16 protein-coding genes are annotated in these 19,815 nt (G+C 40.1%); 15 read left to right on the top strand and 1 reads right to left on the bottom strand.

Translation table 11 applies throughout. The annotated features are described in order from the left end of the window. The first annotated feature begins 79 nt into the window (after positions 1-79). The 11 genes from ilvB (at position 80) to B3E92_RS16015 (ending at position 12,715) form a co-directional block, all read left to right on the top strand. The gene (gene ilvB, locus B3E92_RS16065; protein WP_286802922.1) at positions 80-1,822 is read left to right on the top strand and encodes a biosynthetic-type acetolactate synthase large subunit; all 1,743 of its coding nucleotides are present in this window, start codon (positions 80-82) and stop codon (positions 1,820-1,822) included. Positions 1,823-1,830: 8 nt separating this feature from the next. Continuing rightward, positions 1,831-2,421 carry an acetolactate synthase small subunit gene (ilvN, locus tag B3E92_RS16060; RefSeq protein WP_070570155.1) on the top strand — a complete coding sequence of 197 codons (591 nt, stop codon included), beginning with the start codon at positions 1,831-1,833 and terminating at the stop codon, positions 2,419-2,421. Between the two features lie 14 nt (positions 2,422-2,435). After that, positions 2,436-2,900 carry a DinB family protein gene (locus tag B3E92_RS16055; RefSeq protein WP_236560296.1) on the top strand — a complete coding sequence of 155 codons (465 nt, stop codon included), beginning with the start codon at positions 2,436-2,438 and terminating at the stop codon, positions 2,898-2,900. A gap of 45 nt (positions 2,901-2,945) precedes the next feature. Further along, positions 2,946-4,427, top strand: a complete 1,482-nt coding sequence (gene ilvC / locus B3E92_RS16050) for a ketol-acid reductoisomerase (protein ID WP_075994367.1) — start codon at positions 2,946-2,948, stop codon at positions 4,425-4,427. A 134-nt stretch (positions 4,428-4,561) separates the two neighbouring features. Next, on the top strand, positions 4,562-5,959 hold the full coding sequence (leuC, locus tag B3E92_RS16045; protein ID WP_070570162.1) for a 3-isopropylmalate dehydratase large subunit: 1,398 nt from the start codon (positions 4,562-4,564) through the stop codon (positions 5,957-5,959). Between the two features lie 10 nt (positions 5,960-5,969). Beyond that, the gene (gene leuD / locus B3E92_RS16040; protein ID WP_070570164.1) at positions 5,970-6,560 is read left to right on the top strand and encodes a 3-isopropylmalate dehydratase small subunit; all 591 of its coding nucleotides are present in this window, start codon (positions 5,970-5,972) and stop codon (positions 6,558-6,560) included. Beyond that, positions 6,554-8,032, top strand: a complete 1,479-nt coding sequence (locus B3E92_RS16035) for an ATP-binding cassette domain-containing protein (RefSeq protein ID WP_070570166.1) — start codon at positions 6,554-6,556, stop codon at positions 8,030-8,032. Before leuD ends, B3E92_RS16035 begins: the two co-directional genes overlap by 7 nt. A gap of 176 nt (positions 8,033-8,208) precedes the next feature. After that, positions 8,209-9,282 (top strand): 3-isopropylmalate dehydrogenase, encoded by a 1,074-nt coding sequence (leuB, locus tag B3E92_RS16030; protein WP_286802920.1) that lies wholly within the window; start codon positions 8,209-8,211, stop codon positions 9,280-9,282. A gap of 41 nt (positions 9,283-9,323) precedes the next feature. Continuing rightward, the gene (locus B3E92_RS16025) at positions 9,324-10,487 is read left to right on the top strand and encodes a 2-isopropylmalate synthase (protein WP_083296124.1); all 1,164 of its coding nucleotides are present in this window, start codon (positions 9,324-9,326) and stop codon (positions 10,485-10,487) included. Positions 10,488-10,700: 213 nt separating this feature from the next. Beyond that, a complete protein-coding gene (gene ilvA / locus B3E92_RS16020; RefSeq protein ID WP_070570170.1) occupies positions 10,701-11,948 on the top strand; it encodes a threonine ammonia-lyase IlvA in 1,248 nt (415 codons plus the stop codon). Between the two features lie 251 nt (positions 11,949-12,199). After that, positions 12,200-12,715, top strand: a complete 516-nt coding sequence (locus B3E92_RS16015) for a DUF2911 domain-containing protein (protein WP_070570172.1) — start codon at positions 12,200-12,202, stop codon at positions 12,713-12,715. A gap of 343 nt (positions 12,716-13,058) precedes the next feature. Here B3E92_RS16015 and B3E92_RS16010 read toward each other — a convergent pair whose 3' ends face one another. Beyond that, positions 13,059-15,461 (bottom strand): S9 family peptidase, encoded by a 2,403-nt coding sequence (locus B3E92_RS16010; protein WP_286802918.1) that lies wholly within the window; start codon positions 15,459-15,461, stop codon positions 13,059-13,061. A 461-nt stretch (positions 15,462-15,922) separates the two neighbouring features. Here B3E92_RS16010 and B3E92_RS16005 point away from each other — a divergent pair, with 461 nt between their 5' ends. The 4 genes from B3E92_RS16005 to nrdF all read left to right on the top strand — a co-directional run bounded on the left by B3E92_RS16005 (position 15,923) and on the right by nrdF (position 19,782). Beyond that, positions 15,923-16,156 carry a thioredoxin family protein gene (locus tag B3E92_RS16005; RefSeq protein ID WP_046673718.1) on the top strand — a complete coding sequence of 78 codons (234 nt, stop codon included), beginning with the start codon at positions 15,923-15,925 and terminating at the stop codon, positions 16,154-16,156. Positions 16,157-16,190: 34 nt separating this feature from the next. Next, positions 16,191-16,598 carry a class Ib ribonucleoside-diphosphate reductase assembly flavoprotein NrdI gene (gene nrdI, locus B3E92_RS16000; protein WP_083296125.1) on the top strand — a complete coding sequence of 136 codons (408 nt, stop codon included), beginning with the start codon at positions 16,191-16,193 and terminating at the stop codon, positions 16,596-16,598. After that, positions 16,558-18,663: a class 1b ribonucleoside-diphosphate reductase subunit alpha gene (gene nrdE, locus B3E92_RS15995; RefSeq protein ID WP_070570178.1), complete on the top strand. Its 2,106-nt coding sequence runs from the start codon at positions 16,558-16,560 to the stop codon at positions 18,661-18,663. Before nrdI ends, nrdE begins: the two co-directional genes overlap by 41 nt. A 132-nt stretch (positions 18,664-18,795) precedes the next feature. Next, on the top strand, positions 18,796-19,782 hold the full coding sequence (gene nrdF / locus B3E92_RS15990; RefSeq protein WP_070570180.1) for a class 1b ribonucleoside-diphosphate reductase subunit beta: 987 nt from the start codon (positions 18,796-18,798) through the stop codon (positions 19,780-19,782). Positions 19,783-19,815 lie beyond the last annotated feature (33 nt).

The following is a 19,815-nucleotide window of genomic DNA, read 5'->3' as shown; positions in this document are numbered from 1 at the left end:
AACAATCGACGCTTAATGTCTCAGATCTAATATCTAAATACTAAAAGACTGAATAATCAACAATAAAAAAATCAACGTAATGAGTACACTGGAAATAACAGAAAATAAGGCCACTACAGCGCAGCAAACTCCGACACAAATTTCGGGATCGAAAGCTGTATTGGAGGCCTTATTGAGCGAAGGAGTTGATACCGTATTTGGTTATCCTGGAGGCGCAATTATGCCGATCTATGATGCCCTTTATGATTATACGGATCGTCTGAAGCATATTTTAGTGCGCCATGAACAAGGTGGAATCCACGCGGCGCAAGGTTATGCAAGAACTTCAGGTCGTACAGGCGTCGTCTTTGCGACAAGTGGCCCTGGAGCAACAAACCTAGTTACTGGACTGGCTGATGCCATGATCGATAGTAACCCTATCGTCTGTGTCACAGGCCAGGTCTTTGCTTCACTTTTGGGAACGGATGCTTTTCAGGAAACAGATGTCATCAATATCACGGCACCTGTCACCAAATGGAACTACCAAGTCACCGACGCAACTGAAATTCCAGCCGCACTCGCAAAAGCATTTTATATTGCCAGCACAGGTCGTCCAGGACCGGTATTGATCGATATTACCAAAAATGCACAGCTACAATTGTTCGATTACTTCGGTTACGAAAAATGCAGCCATGTACGCAGTTACAGACCTGCACCACAAGTTCGTAAAGAATATGTTGAGCAAGCTGCAGCGTTAATCAACGATGCAAAAAAACCATTTGTTCTTTTTGGACAAGGCATCATTCTTGGAAAAGCAGAGGAAGAATTCAAAGCTTTTATTGAGAAAACCGGCATTCCTTCGGCATCGACTGTCATGGGCTTAAGTGCACTTCCAACGGATCATAAACTTCACGTCGGGATGCTGGGTATGCATGGCAACTATGCGCCAAATGTCATGACCAATGAATGTGATGTTTTAATAGCCATCGGCATGCGTTTCGATGACCGTGTGACAGGTCGTTTGGACAAATATGCCAAACAGGCAAAAGTAATCCATTTGGATATAGATCCCGCAGAGATTGACAAAAACGTACAAACAACCGTACCTGTATGGGGCGATTGTAAGGAATCACTTCCCATGCTGACGAAATTGGTAAATGCCGCAGATCACTCCGCTTGGTTGGAACAATTCCGTGAACTTGAAAAAGAAGAAATCAAGGAAGTCATCCAAAACGAACTTCACCCACAAACCGATATTATGACCATGGGTGAGGTCATCCATGTGTTGAATGAATTGACAGGCGGTGATGCGATCATTACAACGGACGTCGGTCAACATCAAATGGTCACTTGTCGCTATGCTAAGTTCAACAACAGCAAATCGAATGTAACCTCCGGGGGTTTAGGAACGATGGGCTTTGGTCTTCCGGCAGCAATCGGTGCCTGGTATGGCGCGCCAGAGAAAACTGTCGTAGCAATCATCGGTGATGGTGGTATACAAATGACGATCCAGGAGCTGGGAACAATTATGCAATTTGGTGCAAAAGTCAAAATCATGATCCTCAACAATGAGTTCTTGGGCATGGTACGCCAGTGGCAGCAATTGTTTCATGACAAACGTTATTCGTTCGTGAATATCACGAGTCCTGACTTTGTTGCTGTTGCGAAAGGCTATTACATCGACGGTCAGAAGATTTCGGAACGTAAAGACTTACGTAATGCACTGAAAACCATGATTGATCACGACGGAGCATATCTATTGGAAGTGATGGTAGGTAAGGAAAACAATGTATTTCCAATGGTTGCACAAGGAACATCGGTATCTGAGATACGTTTAAAGTAGAATTTGACATGGAAAAACAAGAATATACCATCACCCTATATACAGAGAATTCAATCGGTCTTATCGGTCGAATCTCAACCATTTTTTCAAGAAGAAAAATCAATATTGAAAGCTTGAATACTTCCCCTTCTGAAGTAGAAGGGATACATCGTTTTACCATCGTCATCACGGAGGCTGAAGATGTTCTGCGTAAGCTTTGTCGTCAACTGGAAAAACAGATTGATATCCTCAAGGCCTATTACAATACCAATGATGAAGTGATCTGGCAAGAACAGGCGCTCTATAAAGTGCCTGCGGATGTTGTGAATGAAAAGGTATACGTAGAACGTTTATTGCGTCAATATGGTGCCAATGTTGTTGTGATCCGCAACGACTATATCGTCTTTGAAACTGCAGGTCACCGTGAGGAGATCGATAAGTTGACAGAAGAATTGACCAAATATGGTTTGATCGAATTTGTCCGTGGCGCACGTATCGCCATCATTAAAGATAGCGCAGGTTTCCACTCCAAATTGGTTCAGTTTGAAGCCAAGGAACCATCGATAGAAATTGTAGAGAACGAGTATCTCGACAAAAGAGATGATGTATTTACAATGTAAGCTTTAAAAGTATTATGCAAGAGACATTTAAATTTATCTTAAAGTCACGTCAAAAATTCATTGAATTACTTGACGGTCTTTCCATTGAACAGCTTAACAAAATTCCCACGGGATTTAACAACAATATCATCTGGAATTTTGCCCACATTGTCGTCAGTACACAGACCTTAGTCTATGTCCGTACAGGTATTAAAGCCGACACGACCTGGGTAAAATATAATGAAGACTATAAAAAAGACACCAAGCCAACCCGCTTTGTTGAACAAGCAGAGGTTGATGAATTGAAAGAAATTGCAATCCGCAGTATTGAGCAAATTGCTGCTGACTATGAACACGGTGTTTTCGGAGAAATCACCTCCTTCTCAACAGCAACCTATGGCTATCCAATGGATACCATCGAAGAAGTTATTGCCCTGACATCAGGTCACGATAACGTTCATTTCGGTTACGCCATGGCGCAACGCAGATTAGTACAATAATTAAAATAAATAATCAACAACCCATAACAGAAAGAAAGTAAAACAATGGCAAATTATTTCAACACCTTACCGCTTAGAGAGCAGTTAGAACAATTAAGTCACGCTGAATTCATGGACAACACTGAATTCACAGATGGTGTAAATGCTTTAAAAGGTAAAAAAATCGTAATCGTAGGATGTGGTGCGCAAGGCTTGAACCAAGGTTTAAACCTAAGAGATAGCGGACTGGACGTTTCTTATGCTTTGCGTAAAGAAGCTATTGAACAAAAAAGAGATTCTTGGAAAAACGCTACGGACAACAACTTTAACGTAGGCACTTACGAGGAATTGATCCCATCTGCTGATTTAGTTATCAACTTGACTCCAGATAAACAACATACGTCAGTAATCAACGCTGTCATGCCGTTGATGAAAGAAGGCGCTACATTATCGTATTCACACGGTTTCAACATCGTTGAAGAAGGTATGCAAATCCGTAAAGATATTACTGTCATCATGGTTGCTCCAAAATGTCCAGGTTCTGAGGTTCGTGCAGAGTACCTTCGTGGTTTTGGTGTTCCTACCTTAATCGCTGTTCACCCAGAGAATGATCCGCAAGGAAAAGGCTGGGCTGAAGCAAAAGCATACTGCGTAGGAACAGGTGGACATAAAGCCGGTGTATTGAAATCTTCATTCGTAGCCGAGGTAAAATCAGATTTAATGGGTGAGCAAACGATTCTTTGTGGATTGTTGCAAACAGGTTCGATCTTATCTTTCGACAAAATGATCGAGAAAGGTATCGAAGCTGGTTACGCATCAAAATTGGTACAGTACGGTGTAGAAGTAATCACGGAAGCCTTGAAACATGGTGGTGTGAGCGGAATGATGGACCGTTTGAGCAATCCAGCAAAAGTAAAAGCCTTTGAGATCTCTGAAGAATTGAAGGATATTATGCGTCCTTTATTCCAAAAACACCAAGATGATATCATGTCAGGTCACTTTAGCAAGACCATGATGGAAGACTGGGCAAATGGTGATGCGAATTTATTGAAATGGAGAGCTGAAACAGGTGAAACTGCGTTCGAAAAAACACCTGCTGGTGATGTTAAAATCAACGAACAAGAATACTTCGACAACTATACACTGATGGTTGCTTTCATCCGTGCAGGTGTTGAATTGGCATTTGAAACAATGGTTGAAGCAGGTATCAAACCAGAATCAGCATATTATGAATCATTGCACGAAACACCATTGATCGCTAACACAATCGCTCGCAAGAAATTGTTCGAAATGAACCGTGTTATCTCTGATACAGCAGAATACGGTTGTTACCTATTCGACCAAGCTTGTAAACCTTTGTTGGCCGACTTCATGAAAACTGTTGATACTGATCTCGTAGGTAAAAACTTCAATGAAGGTAGAGATGCTGCAGTTGATAACGCACAATTAGTTGTCATCAATGAAATTCTACGCGATCACCCTGTAGAAATCGTCGGTCGCAAATTGCGCAAAGCGATGACTGCAATGAAAGCAATCAAAACTGTTTAAAAGTCCATACGAAATTATACATGCTCCAAAAATCATGAATATTTCGTAATTTAGTATATCGAAATCAAGGTGATATTGAGACATTTGCAATATCACCTTGGTTCATATAAAAATAACATAAGAGAGATTAAAAAATGTCAAAAACATTAGTAGAAAAGATTTGGGATGCGCACGTCGTCAAGCGTGAAGAAGGGTTTCCGGATATTATATATATCGACACCCACTTGATTCATGAAGTTACTTCACCTCAAGCTTTCGATGGCTTGCGTAAAAGAGGAATCCCAGTTTTTCGTCCAAAGCAAACGGTAGCTACTGCCGACCACAACGTACCGACACTCAATCAACATTTACCGATCAAAGAAGAGCTATCCCGTTATCAAGTTGATATGCTCACCAAAAATTGTGCTGAATTTGGTATTGAATTATATGGTTTAGGACATCCATACCAAGGGATTGTACACGTTATTGGTCCGGAGCTGGGTATCACCCTACCAGGTAAAACGATGGTCTGTGGCGATAGTCATACCTCAACACATGGTGCTTTTGGAGCTATTGCTTTTGGTATTGGAACCTCTCAGGTTGAACAGGTCTTCGCAACACAATGTTTGTTGCAGTCGAAGCCAAAAACAATGAAAATTGAAGTCAACGGTACCCTTCAAAAAGGTGTTGGAGCAAAAGATATCATCCTATATATCATCTCTAAAATCTCTGCTGCGGGCGGTACAGGTTACTTTATTGAATATGCTGGTTCAGCAATCCGTTCTTTAAGCATGGAAGCACGTATGACCATTTGTAATATGAGTATAGAAATGGGTGCACGTGGAGGCTTAATTGCTCCAGATCAGATCACTTTCGACTACGTAGAAGGCCGTGAATTCGCACCGAAAGGTGAGGAATGGGATCAAGCCCTAGCATACTGGAAAACATTATATTCTGACGAAGATTCCATCTTTGATAAAGTGTTGACTTTTGATGCTGCAGATATTGCACCAATGATTACTTATGGCACCAACCCAGGCATGGGTATGGGTATCGCGGAACATATTCCAGCAACTAACGCACAACCAGAATCAGAACGGCCATCGTACCAAAAAGCATTGGATTACATGGGTTTTAAAGATGATTCAACAGTCTTAGGCAACCGTGTTGATTATGTGTTTATCGGAAGTTGTACCAATTCCCGTATTGAAGATTTACGTGAAGTAGCTTCATTCGTTAAAGGCAAGCAAAAAGCACAAGACGTTGAAGTATGGATTGTACCGGGCTCAAAACAAGTAGAAAAACAAGCGAAAGAAGAAGGCTTGGATAAAATATTTGAAGCGGCAGGATTCCAGCTACGTGAACCAGGATGTTCGGCATGTTTAGGGATGAACGAAGATAAAATCCCTGCTGGTAAATATTGTGTTTCGACTTCAAATAGAAATTTCGAAGGCCGTCAGGGACCGAATGCCCGCACCATGCTGGTATCTCCTTTGACAGCAGCAGCTGCGGCAGTAACAGGTAAAGTAACAGATGTAAGAGAGTTGATCTAAGCAGAAAAAAATGAAAAAATTTGAAACTTTAACGTCACAGGTAGTCCCACTACCTATCGAAAATATTGATACTGATCAAATTATTCCCGCACGCTTTCTAAAAGCGACCACGCGTGAAGGTTTTGGTGATAATTTATTCCGCGACTGGCGTTTTGACACAGACAATCAGCCTAAAACTGATTTTGTGTTGAACAACCCGACCTATACGGGAAAAATATTGGTTGCCGGTAAAAACTTTGGTTGTGGTTCAAGCCGCGAGCATGCCGCTTGGGCTATTCAAGACTATGGTTTTGATGTGGTCATCAGCTCATTCTTTGCCGATATATTCAAAGGAAATGCCCTTAACAACGGTGTATTACCGATTCAGGTACCTGAAGAGTTTTTGGCGAAAATTTTCGAATTGGTGCACCAAAATCCGTCAACGGCGATTATTGTTGATCTTGAAAAACAGACAGTCATGTTGACAGAGACAGGTGATCAATTTGAGTTTGAAATCAATCCATACAAAAAATCATGTTTGATCAATGGCTATGATGACATTGATTTTATCCTTAACCAAAAAGATTCAATCGAAGCATTTGAAGCAAACAGACAATGGTAGATCCTGTCGTCCATATTGCCAATTTAACCATTCAGTACGGTAAAGATACCGTACTGCAAGACTTAAATTGGCAAATTTTTCCTGGCGAGCAATGGATCTTAGGCGGTCCGAGCGGTACAGGAAAAACCACGCTGGCAAAAGCGATTGCCGGGCAATTGAAGTATGAAGGCCAGATTACATTCCATCTTGACCCAACGAGCCTATTGCCGGCAAAAATTCATTACGTTTCCAATTGGTTTCAGTTTACCAATCTTGAAGGCGATCGCAATTTCTATTACCAACAGCGCTACAATAAATTTGCAAAAAACGATACATTAACGGTTTTTGCCGAGTTGAAACATTTTGCAAAAGAAGAACAGCTTTCTTTTGAAAACGTACGTTCTTACCTGAACATTTTTGGATTCGAGAATTTCAAAGATCAGCAGTTGATTGAACTTTCGAGTGGCGAACACAAAAGACTGCAATTGATCAAGGCCTTGTGGCTTCAACCTCAGGTGCTCATTATCGACCAGCCTTATACAGGACTGGATGCACAGTCCAGAAAAGATCTCAATCAGATTTTCGATCAGCTTGCGGATAAAGGGGTCACCTTGTTGTTGATCAGTAATGATGACGAACAACCGGATTGTATCAATCGTTTTGCGGAAATTCAGGAAGGTAAAATCAGGATTCGCCAACGGAGTGAAGAGCTATCCAAAGGCTTGCCCCGAATAAGAAAGGCGCTGCCTTATTTTCTACAACAGGCACCTCAGGTATCTGCCCAGGTCATGGTAAAAATGAACAAAATCAATATTTCATACGGCGAAAAACAAGTCTTAAAGAATATTGACTGGGAAGTAAAAGCCGGTGAAAAATGGTTGCTACAAGGGCATAATGGTTCAGGAAAATCAACTTTGCTTAGTCTCATCAACGGCGATCATCCACAGGCTTACGCCAATGACATCCATCTTTTTGGCAAAAAAAGAGGATCTGGAGAAAGTATTTGGGATATCAAAGAACATTTGGGTATTATATCTCCGGAATTACATTGGTACTATGATATGAATGCCAACGTTGGGCAGACGATTGCTTCTGGATTTTTTGACTCCATGAGCCTATACCAACGCTTAGGATTTGAACAACAGCAAAAGCTCGAGCAAATTCTCCATTTTTTTGACCTCAAAGAGGTTAAACACAAAACATTGGGATCATTGCCTTTAGGTCAACAACGTTTGGTCCTATTGGCCCGCACGATCGTGAAACATCCAGAATTGCTGATTTTGGACGAACCTTGTCAGGGCTTAGATAAAGAGCAGACCCAGTATTTCAACGACGTCATCGATGACCTCAGTAAAAGTGGCCAGACGCTCATTTATGTAGGTCACTTCCAAACCCAGCTACCAACGTGCATTGACAATAAAATCGTGTTGGAAAAGGGAGAAGTAAAGGCTATATCCGAAGTTATCCACAAAAAAGAAACTTTATCAACATAAAAATTGTGGAAAACTTCAATTAATTCGAAAATAAGAACAAAAAAATAAAAAGAGAATCAAGATATCGGAAAACACTGGAAATCAAAAGTCAAAAATAAAGATAACTCAATAGGTTTTAGGCCTATTTTCCAAAGTTTCATTAGACCTATCTCTGATAGCTCAATATTAAAAATACAATGAAGAAAAATATTTTAATCATACCTGGAGATGGCATCGGCCAAGAAGTAACAACTTGGGGTAAAAAAGTTTTAGAAAAAATAGGTGAAAATTATGGTCATGAGTTCAGCTTTGATGAAGCTATCATGGGCCATACTGCAATTGAAGCGACAGGCAACCCGCTTCCTGATGAGACATTATCTAAAGCAAAAGCTTCTGATGCGATCCTTTTCGGCGCCATTGGCCATATTAAGTATGATAATGATCCTTCTGCTAAGGTAAGACCTGAACAAGGCTTGTTGAAAATCCGTAAAGAACTAGGTCTTTACGCAAATCTTCGTCCAATCCTTTTATTCGATGAGTTATTGGATGCTTCGAGTTTAAAGCCCGAAATTCTTCAAGGTACAGATATTCTTTTCTTCCGTGAACTGACAGGTGATGTCTATTTTGGTGAGAAAAATCGCAATGAGGATAATACCTTTGCTTCAGACTTGATGAATTATCACCGTTACGAGGTTGAGCGTATCGCACGTAAAGCTTATGATGCAGCACGCACGCGTAACAAAAGACTATGCTCTGTTGATAAAGCCAATGTATTGGAAACATCCCGCCTGTGGAGAGAAGTTGTCCAGGAAATCGCAAAAGAATATCCGGATGTTGAAACCGAGCACATGTTTATCGATAATGCGGCCATGCAATTGGTGAAAAATCCAAAGAAATTCGATGTGGTATTGACAGCCAATCTTTTTGGTGATATCCTGACAGACGAAGCGTCACAGATCGCAGGCTCGATGGGTATGTTGGCTTCTGCTTCCGTAGGTGATGGCACAGGCTTCTTCGAACCTATCCACGGCTCTGCACACGATATCGCTGGTCAAAATAAAGCAAATCCATTGGCTTCAATTTTATCTGCTGCCTTGATACTTGATATTAGCTTTGGTCTACAGGAGGAAGCTAAAGCGGTTACCAATGCTGTTGCAGAAACATTAAAAGCTGGTTGGAGAACCGGTGATATTGCCAACAGCAGCACAGAAGCTTCAAAAATCTTAGGTACTCAGGAAATGGGTGAAAAAGTATTGGAGTTTATTAAATAGTATACCCTTTTTAATTTGTAAATCTTTTGAATTAAGAAATTATGTTACACGATCCTAATCATCTTTACATTTTCGACACCACTTTACGTGATGGCGAACAGGTACCAGGCTGCCAATTAACTACTCCAGAGAAAATTGAGATTGCTAAAGACCTGGAAAAACTAGGGGTGGATATTATCGAAGCCGGTTTCCCAGTGTCTAGCCCTGGTGATTTTCAATCGGTCGTCGAATTATCTAAAGCGGTAAACGATGTCATTATATGTGCATTGACCCGTGCCAATCAAAACGATATTGACGTAGCTGCCGAGGCATTAAAATATGCCAAACGCCCACGTATCCATACGGGTATTGGTTCTTCGGACATGCATATCAAATATAAATTCAACAGCACAAGAGAAGAAATTTTAGAACGTGCCGTCGCGGCTGTAAAACATGCCAAATCCTATGTGGAAGATGTCGAGTTTTATGCAGAAGATGCGGGTCGCGCAGACTTGGCATTTCTAGCTAAAATGGTTGAATCGGTGATTGCTGCCGGTGCTACGGTAGTCAATATCCCCGATACAAACGGTTATTGTCTGCCAGACCAATATGGCTCAAAAATCAATTACCTCAAGGAGAATGTACGCAATATCGATCAGGCCATTATTTCGGCACATTGTCACAATGACTTGGGACTTGCAACAGCAAATTCTATCGCTGCGATTCAAAATGGAGCCCGTCAGGTGGAATGTACCATCAACGGTATCGGTGAGCGTGCCGGAAACACGTCACTTGAAGAAGTAGCCATGATCCTTAAAGTGCACAACCAGTCGTTTGGAAGCTTGACATCAAACATCGATAGCCGCATGTTTACGTACTTATCGCGCAAGGTAAGTGAAATGATGAACATGCCTGTACAACCGAATAAAGCGATCGTTGGTCGCAACGCCTTCGCACACAGCTCGGGGATTCACCAAGATGGTTTCCTAAAACACCGTGAGAACTATGAGATCATCAGACCAGAAGATGTTGGTTTGGTTGAAGCTGATATTATCTTAACTGCACGTTCAGGAAGACATGCCCTTAAGCACCATTTGGAGCGTTTAGGCTTCCATCTTGAAAAAGATGATTTAGCTGATTGCTATCAACGTTTCTTGGTTTTGGCCGACGAAAAGAAAAATATTTGTGATGATGACCTAAAAAGCCTCATCCAAGAAAAAATATAAAAAAAGGAAGGCTGCAGATGCAGCCTTTTTTTATCATAAATACATTTTTTTAAAAGGATCCAAATGATACGTTGCTAATTATTATTTTATCATACGTACAAACGATCTTCCATTTAAAATCAACTAAATTTAAATACTGTATAGGTAGAATCTCTCATATAACAGCGAATATCTGCGTTTTATTTGCTACCTTAACTAGGCAATCATCTAACAATGAATCTATCAACCTTAAACATCAATTCAGAAGCTACACTTGACCGCATCAAGTCTGTGGTCAACAGAACACCGCTTCAATATAATCGGCATCTATCCGAAAAATATGGCGCTGAAGTCTATCTCAAACGGGAAGATTTACAAGTCGTACGTTCCTATAAATTACGCGGTGCCTACAATAAAATTATTTCCTTAACAGCGGAAGAGCGACAACGTGGCGTTGTATGTGCCAGCGCAGGCAACCACGCTCAGGGCGTTGCTTTCTCCTGCAATAAACTCGACATCAAAGGCGTGATATTTATGCCGGGGCCGACACCACGCCAAAAGATTTCACAAACGGAAATGTGGGGTAACGGCAATGTAGAAATTATCTTGACCGGAGACACTTTTGATGACTGCCAAAAAGCAGCGCTGGCTTATACAGCAGAGCATGGCATGACTTTCATTCCGCCATTTGATGATCTCAAAGTTGTGGAAGGACAGGGTACTGTAGCCGTTGAAGCTTTACAAGATCTTCCCGATATGGACGCCATATTTATCCCAATTGGTGGCGGTGGACTTGCCGCGGGAGCGAGCTATTACCTAAAAAGTAAAAACAACGCAATCAAATGCTATGGTGTTGAACCCGAAGGAGCCCCCTCCATGCAAGCGGCCTTGACTCACGGCGCACCGATCGAGCTCGAGCATATCAACAAATTTGTTGATGGGGCAGCTGTTAAAAAAATCGGTGCAACGACATTTGAAATTGCCAAACAATTGTTGGATGATACACGCTCTATTCCCGAAGGAAAGATCTGTACCTGTATCCTAGAGCTGTACAATAAGGATGCAATTGTCGTTGAGCCTGCAGGCGCTCTATCCGTGGCCGCTCTTGAATTTCACAAAGATGAAATTAAAGGTAAGAAAGTCGTCTGCATCATATCCGGTGGAAACAACGATATCGACCGCATGAGTGAAATCAAAGAATTGTCTCTACTTTACGAAGGGTACAAGCATTATTTTATCGTTCGTTTCCCACAACGTCCAGGCGCCTTAAAACTCTTCGTTTCCGAAGTATTGGGGCCTAAGGATGATATTACCCGTTTTGAGTTTATCAAAAAAACAGAACGCGAAAGAGGTCCAGCGCTAGTCGGCATTGAGCTCAACAAGCCTGAGGATTACGAAACACTGATTGAACGCATGAAAGAATATAAGTTTGATGTCATTGAAATCAATAAAGACCAGACACTATTTGAATATCTTGTATAAATAATAGGTATAAACGAGAAAAGCCAGGATATGAATCACTGGCTTTTCTCGTTAATATAACCAAAATATCCCACTCAAAGCCTTCAAAAAAACGAACAATTCCATAACCTAAAAAATCGTATATTTCCGTTATTAAAAGATATTCAATAGCTTAGGAGAGAGCGATAAATTATTTTTATTTGACCAAAGGCATATTGCATATAAAAAGTAATTTATCTAAGTTTAATTGTTTAATCAATACTATACGAAAAATGAGAGTACTAATTTTAACGATTCTGACCTTAATAGGTCAACTTACTTTTGCTCAGACCGACAAAAGTAAACGCCCAAGTCCTCCAGACAACACTAAGGTAACCACCACCGATGGTGTCACGATTGACATTAATTATAGCCGCCCTTCATTGAAAGGTCGTCAGCTTGGTGTTGATATCGCCCCTATCGGTATTGTATGGCGTACTGGAGCAAATGAAGCGACCACCATCGAATTTAATAAAGATGTATTGGTTGAAGGCAAGAAATTAGCTGCTGGTAAATATGGCCTTTACAGCATCCCTGGGGAACACGAAACAACAATTATGTTTAATAAAGTGTGGAATCAGTGGGGAACAAAATATGATGCCAACGAAGATGCGCTCCGCGTTTCCGTAAGCAACGCTACTGCAAGTACCTCACAGGAACAATTTAAGATCAACGCTACTCCGCAAGGAACTATTTCTTTGGAGTGGGGACAGTATGTCGTTCCATTTACGGTTAAAGTGAGTAAATAGCAAAAAAACTTATTTATGATTACGCAAGTCTACCATTGTATAAATGGAAGCGCAAGGTTTATTCAGACCAATGAACTCGTTGCATTTCGCGATAAACCAAACGATTGATTCTATTGATACTTTAGTAAAAAAAACACAAATCAATAAAACAAATACTTCATTCAATATAAAAGGGGCAGTCCAAAGGTGGATAGCCCCTTTTATATTGAATTTTTACCGAATCCCTATACAGGTACTTTTCAAATATTCAATTCTCAGAGGGTTTGTTTTTACTTTTTAGACACCTTCTTTTACATTGAATCCTTGTACACCTTAACACTATTGCTTCTGGTTAATCGACCGGTTATTTTTTAAGGTATTTTTCCAAAAATTGATCCTGCTCCCAAAGTAAATGGAAGATATTTTCTTTGGCGACATATCCATGAGCTTCGCGTGGTAAAATGACCATACGCACGGGAGCTCCCAAATTTTTCAGGGCCTGGAAATAGCGTTCCGTCTGCAGGGTGAATGTTCCGGGATTATTATCGGCTCCGCCGTGAACCAACAAAAGTGGGGTTTTCATCCGATCAGCACTCACAAATGGAGACATGGTCATATACAAGGTTGGATCATCCCAGAAGTTTCGTTGTTCACTCTGAAAACCAAATGGTGTTAAGGTCCGATTGTATGCTCCAGAACGCGCAATTCCTGCGGCAAACAATTTTGAATTGGACAACAGATGTGCTGTCATAAACGCACCATAGGAATGCCCACCCACAGCAACTTTTTTCCGATCGATATAACCCAAATGATCTACCGCATCAATTGCAGCTTCGGCATTTGCCACAAGTTGCTCAATAAAGGTATCATTCGGTTCTTTTGTTCCCTCTCCAACAATAGGGAAGGCCGCATTATCCAATACAGCATAGCCCTTCGATACCCAGTAGATAAAAGAGCCATAACTTGGGAAGGTAAACTCCTTCGGATTGGCCGTGCTTTGTCCGGCTGTATTCTTGTCCTTATATTCCCGTGGATAAGCCCACATTAGCAGAGGCAACTTCTCTTTCTTCGTAAAATCATAACCGGCAGGTAAATATAATGTTCCAGAAAGTTCGACTCCATCCTTGCGCTTGTATTTTAAAATCTCTTTATGAACTTTTTCCAACGATTTAAACGGGTTTTCCAACGTGGTGAGCGTCACCTGTTTCCCCGATTTCATATTTTTCATGAAATAATTCGGATAAAACGATGCTGACTGAAGCGAAATCAACAGATCACCAGTTTTAGGGTTCACGAGTTGGGCGATACGTTCTTGCATTTCAGATGCTGGAGCAGTGTAGATGCGTTTTTTCTTCAATGAATGCAGATCAAGCTCATCCACAAAAGGAAACTCGCCATTTTTAGTAAAACCCTTACCTACAAACAACGCTTTATCCTTATCTATATACATCGAATAAGTGCCTAAACTATTTTTTTCCATATACACATCTCCCGGATCATTATAGACGTCCTGACTGTTCCGGTCATGCAATAGTTTAGATTCTCCCGAGGAAGGATTCACCACAAAAGTTTTTGCATTTCTCGTATCATACCATTGCGAATTGATCAATGCATATTTATCATTCCCCCATGTTACACCAGCATAACGGTCTTTGATTTTAAAAATAAGCTTTCCCGCACCATTGTAAGGGTAAGATAAAGTATATAAGGCATCACGAAACTCCGCAGGTTTGTTCGCATCCCCGCCATCCAAGGCTTCTACATAAGCCAACGTAGCTGGCTGATCACTCCGCCAATGCCAGGCCCGTTTTCCCGATCGTGTCGACGAAAAACCTTTCGGCATTACCTCTGTCAAGGGGGTCTCATTCACCAGCGCTATTTCCTTGCCCGACCGATCATAAATTCGAACCTGCTGTGGAAAAGACGAAACCGGAACTACGTAGGAATAAGGTTTTGTAATGGTCGTGACCATCACATATTCTCCATCCGGTGAGAAGCTGATCCCTGTATAAATGGCTTTATCTTTAAAGGAAGAAATCTTGCCGTCCAGATCTACAAGTTCAAGGTTGGATTGTACCAATGTTTCAAAATTCACTTCATCCTGCGGATTTTTAAGCAGGTCTTGGTATGTCCTCAATTGGGATACCTTCCCATCACTTGTTGAGACAATAGGTCCTGTCGGCAAATCTTTTGAAGGATCCAACAGTGCCGCCCTATCCTTTGGCAGACTTGTTATTATTAAACCGGAAGAATTTCTCAGCCACTGAAATGGTGCTGTCAATGTTCCGTTCAAATTGTAAGCAGTCAACTGTTTGACATTTCGCGTTGCAAGATCAATGACAAATAAGGCAGTTCCGCTTTCATTTGTATTGCTAAATGCCAAACGGTTATTGTCTGGAGAGAACACAAAATTGGCCATCGCCGCTTTTTCGGGCATTCCCGTGAAGTCGGAAAATTCCATATTTTGTCCTATTTTTTTCAAGGCAATCTTATCGAAAAAGATTGTCGAACTTTCCATGTTGGTCTTTGGATTAATCCGCAATCCCGCCAGTTTCATTTCTTCCTGGCCTAAGTCTGCCAGGCTTTTATACGTAGACCGGAACGTAAATAACATCCAATTTCTATCGCTAGAAATTTTTATCTGAGGGGGGCGCACATAATCGGCTAAGGCCAAAATTTCAGTAGAGGGTTTTTGAAAGGTAATGTTTTCCTGCGCTTGCGTCTGTAGCGACGTTAGAAGCAAGAGACCATAGAATAGTTTCTTCATAAATTTATTTTTCAAATTAGGGCAAAATAAGATAATAAAAATTTCATAAAAAAGCAAGTTTTATAGCTTTTTTATGACAGTAAAATTAAACTTAAATCATTTGTAAAATAGTGGTAAAAATTACGAATTTAAAGTTATCCACATTTATAAAACACAGAAAAACAACAACTTACAAACACTAATCTGCAGCAAACGCATTCTCTGACAAACTTTTGCCCAAAATGTGGAAAAGTCAAACTACCGCATCGAAAGAAAATATAAGATATTTGTTAAGCTAATGAAAGAATTGGCAACTCAACGAAGTTTTTAAGTATCGAAACACAGACTTTTCTTTTTGACGAATTGTCTATTTTTAATGGCTAGATTAACCTTCAATCTGGTCTCCCCGATTAAAATTGATACCATTAACTTCGTACCGAGTTTTTCTATAAAGATTGGAATAAAAAAATAAACAAGTAAACATGGCAAGAATTATCAAATTTGAGAAAAACGATTGTGCTCCTTGTGCGCAAGTATCGGCTTATTTGGATCAAAAAGGTATCCAATATGAAACGGTTAATCCTTTTGATGAACCAGACTTGGCCGCAAGATTCAAAATCCGCACAGTTCCTACGGTAATTGTGTTGGAAAATGAAGAGATTCAACACCGTATCATTGGCTTTAAACCAGAGGAATTGGCTGCCATTGCACTTTAATAAATTCAGCGTATCATTAAAATTAAACAGTGACATGATACACATTTATTATGATTCCAGAACGGGGAACGTACAACGTTTTATGGATAAAGTAGCGCAGATAACGGGTTGGCAAATCCATAAGATCACCGCCGATTTAACGGTAAAAGCCCCTGGTCATTTGGTCACTTTCACCACAAATTTTGGACAAGTGCCCGAAAACACAAAAGAATTCATGAAACGCGAAGCTAAAAATATTTATTCTGTTACTTCCAGTGGCAACCGCAACTGGGGACCGAATTTTGGTCTAGCAGCTGATCGCATTTCACAGGATTTCGACATTCCACTGGCGTTCAAATTTGAACTGTCCGGAACAATGGAAGATATTAATCAATTTATTGACATCTTAAAGAACTTTTGCGATGGTAGCAAACGAAGTAGCAAAAAACTGGATATTGCTTAATAATGAAATCATGATTAAGCATGATGACGAATTCAGCTTACATAAAGATAAGGAAGCGGTTCGTGCATATTTCTTGGAATATGTAAATAAGAACACCGTGTTCTTTTATACATTAAAAGAAAAAATAGACTATTTGGTAGAAAACAACTATTATATTGACTTTTACCAATGGTTTACATTTGAAGAAATGGAAACGGTATTCAACTATGTCTATGCGAAGAAATTCCGTTTCGAATCTTTTATGGCGGCATTCAAATTCTTCCAGAGCTACGCTTTACGTGATGACTCTGGCGAGAAATTTTTAGAGCGTTATGAAGACCGTGTAGTTGCTGTTTCCTTGTTCTTAGCAAGAGAAGAAGGTGTTCAGAAAGCAATTGAGTACGCAGAAATCATGATCAATCAAGAATATCAGCCAGCGACCCCTACATTCTTGAATGCAGGAAAGAAACGCTCGGGTGAATTGGTATCTTGTTTCTTGGATGAAATCGGCGACAACTTAAATGGTATCGGTTACGCTGTTGATTCCGCCATGAAGTTGTCTTCTATCGGCGGTGGTGTATCGTTCAATATCTCTAAAATCCGTGCTCGCGGAGAAGCTATCAAAGGTGTTGAAGGCCGTGCCGGCGGTGTACTTCCAATCATGAAGATTATGGAAGATACATTCTCATATGCTAACCAGTTGGGACAACGTCCGGGTGCTGGTGCAGTATACCTCAATATTTTCCACTCTGACATCGAAGAATTTTTAGATTGTAAAAAAATCAACGTTGACGAGAAAGTACGTATCAAATCATTGTCGATCGGTATCATCGTTCCCGATAAATTCATGGAATTGGCAGAAAAAGATGAACCATGCTATTTGATCTACCCACATACGGTGATGCAAGAGTATGGACAATTCTTGGATGAGATGGATATGGACAAAATGTACGACGAATTGATCACGAATCCAAACGTGAAAAAGAAAAAAATCAATGCTCGTCACCTTTTAGTTAAAATTGCTCAGACACAAAAAGAATCAGGATATCCTTATATTTTCTTCAAAGAGAACACCAACCGTGTCCATGCATTGAATGAAATCGGTCAAGTGAAATTCTCGAACTTGTGTACTGAAATCATGCAAGTATCTCAAGTATCCGATATTGAGATCTATGGCAAACAGGACACGATCCGTTATGGTATCTCCTGTAACTTAGGCTCCTTAAATATCGCGACTGTAATGGACAACAAACGTATAAAAGAGACCGTAAAAACGGCTATGCGCGCTTTGACTGTCGTTACAGACGTGACCAATATCGATATGGTTCCATCTATTGCAAAAGCAAACCGCGAGTTGCATTCTGTAGGGCTAGGTGCAATGAACCTCCATGGTTACCTTGCAAAAAGCTTCATCATGTATGAATCTAACGAAGCACTGGATTTTGCCAATACTTTCTTTATGATGATGAACTATTATTCATTGGAAGCATCGATGGAAATTGCCAAAGAACGTGGTAAAACATTTGTTGGATTTGAAAAATCAGCCTATGCCGATGGTACGTATTTCAACAATTACATAAACCGCGATTACATGCCTAAAACAGCTAAGGTAACGGAGTTATTTGAAGGAATACATATTCCAACAGTCGAAGATTGGTTGGAATTAAAAGCGAAAATCAAAGAACATGGTATTTATCATGCTTACCGCTTGGCTATTGCTCCAAATCAATCGACTTCGTATATCATGAATGCAACCGCATCAGTTATGCCAATCGTCGATATCATTGAGGTACGTGAGTATGGAGATAGTACAACTTACTATCCAATGCCATACTTGACAAACGATAATTATTTCTATTTCAAATCGGCTTATGATATGGATCAATTCAAGGTCTTAAAATTGATCTCGGTTATCCAACGCCATATTGATCAAGGTGTATCTACAATTTTGCATACAAACTCAAAGGATTCGACAAGAGATTTGTCTAGATATTATATCTATGCACATAAATTGGGGTTGAAATCCCTTTATTATACACGGACAAGAAAATCGACCATCGACGAATGTGTCTCTTGTTCAGCTTAATTTTGAGATTTTAGTATTTGGATATATAATGGGAGAAAGTCAAAAGTTGCCTACGCCATTGGCGGCTTTTGGCTTATCTAAAATCAACAATCCAAATACGTGATAATAAATGCCTAATACTTTAAACTAAAAATGAGTAAAACATATAAAGCTGTCAACTGGAATACCCCTGAGAACGATTATGTATTGATGTTCTGGGAACAAAATATCCGTCAATTCTGGATCGATACGGAATACATTCCTTCAAAAGATATCGATAGCTGGAAACGTATCAGCCCAGAAATGAAAGATGCGTATAAAAAAGCTTTAGGAGGATTAACCTTATTGGATACCCTTCAAAGCCACACAGGTATGCCTAAAATCATCGATCATATCGATACATTACAGAATAAAGCTGTATTGTCCTATATGTGTATGATGGAAGCTATCCACGCAAAATCGTATTCCACTATTTTCACGACAGTTTCTACAACCGCCGAAATAAACGACATTTTCGAATGGGTTCAACAAAATAAATATCTTCAATACAAAGCAGAAACGATTGATGGTTACTACCGCGCAATCGATAAAGAAGATGCTTCGGACGAGGAGATTTATATGGCGATGGCTGCATCTGTATTATTGGAGTCATTCTTATTTTATTCTGGATTCTTCTTGCCATTATGGTTATGTGGACAAGGTGAAATGGTTGCTTCTGCCGATATCATTAAGAAAATTATCGCAGACGAATCCATTCACGGTGTATTCGTTGGATTAATAGCCCAAGATCAATTCAAAAAATTAAAAAATCAAGATCAGGTAAAAGCTCGTTTCTTGGCCTTGCTTTACAATTTGTATGAAAATGAGCTGAAATATACAGAAGAGATCTATACTGAAGTTGGCTTAACTGCAGAGGTAAAAGAATATGTTCGTTACAATGCCAACAAAGCATTGATGAATTTAGGCTTTGATCCGATCTTCGAAGTAAAACAAGTCAACCCAATCGTATTGAATGGTTTGAATACTGAAACGACACAACATGACTTCTTCTCCAAGAAATCAACTAACTACGAAAAAGCAACGGAAATTGTCCATCTAAAAGATGACGACTTCAAAATGGATGTGGTCGTAGATATATAATATTGACGATTCGTCAAACAAAAAGCCCCAAAG

The organism is Sphingobacterium sp. UBA6317, assembly GCF_002440385.1.
Lineage (GTDB): Bacteria > Bacteroidota > Bacteroidia > Sphingobacteriales > Sphingobacteriaceae > Sphingobacterium > Sphingobacterium multivorum.
This window is presented reverse-complemented; position numbering and strand designations above follow the sequence as displayed.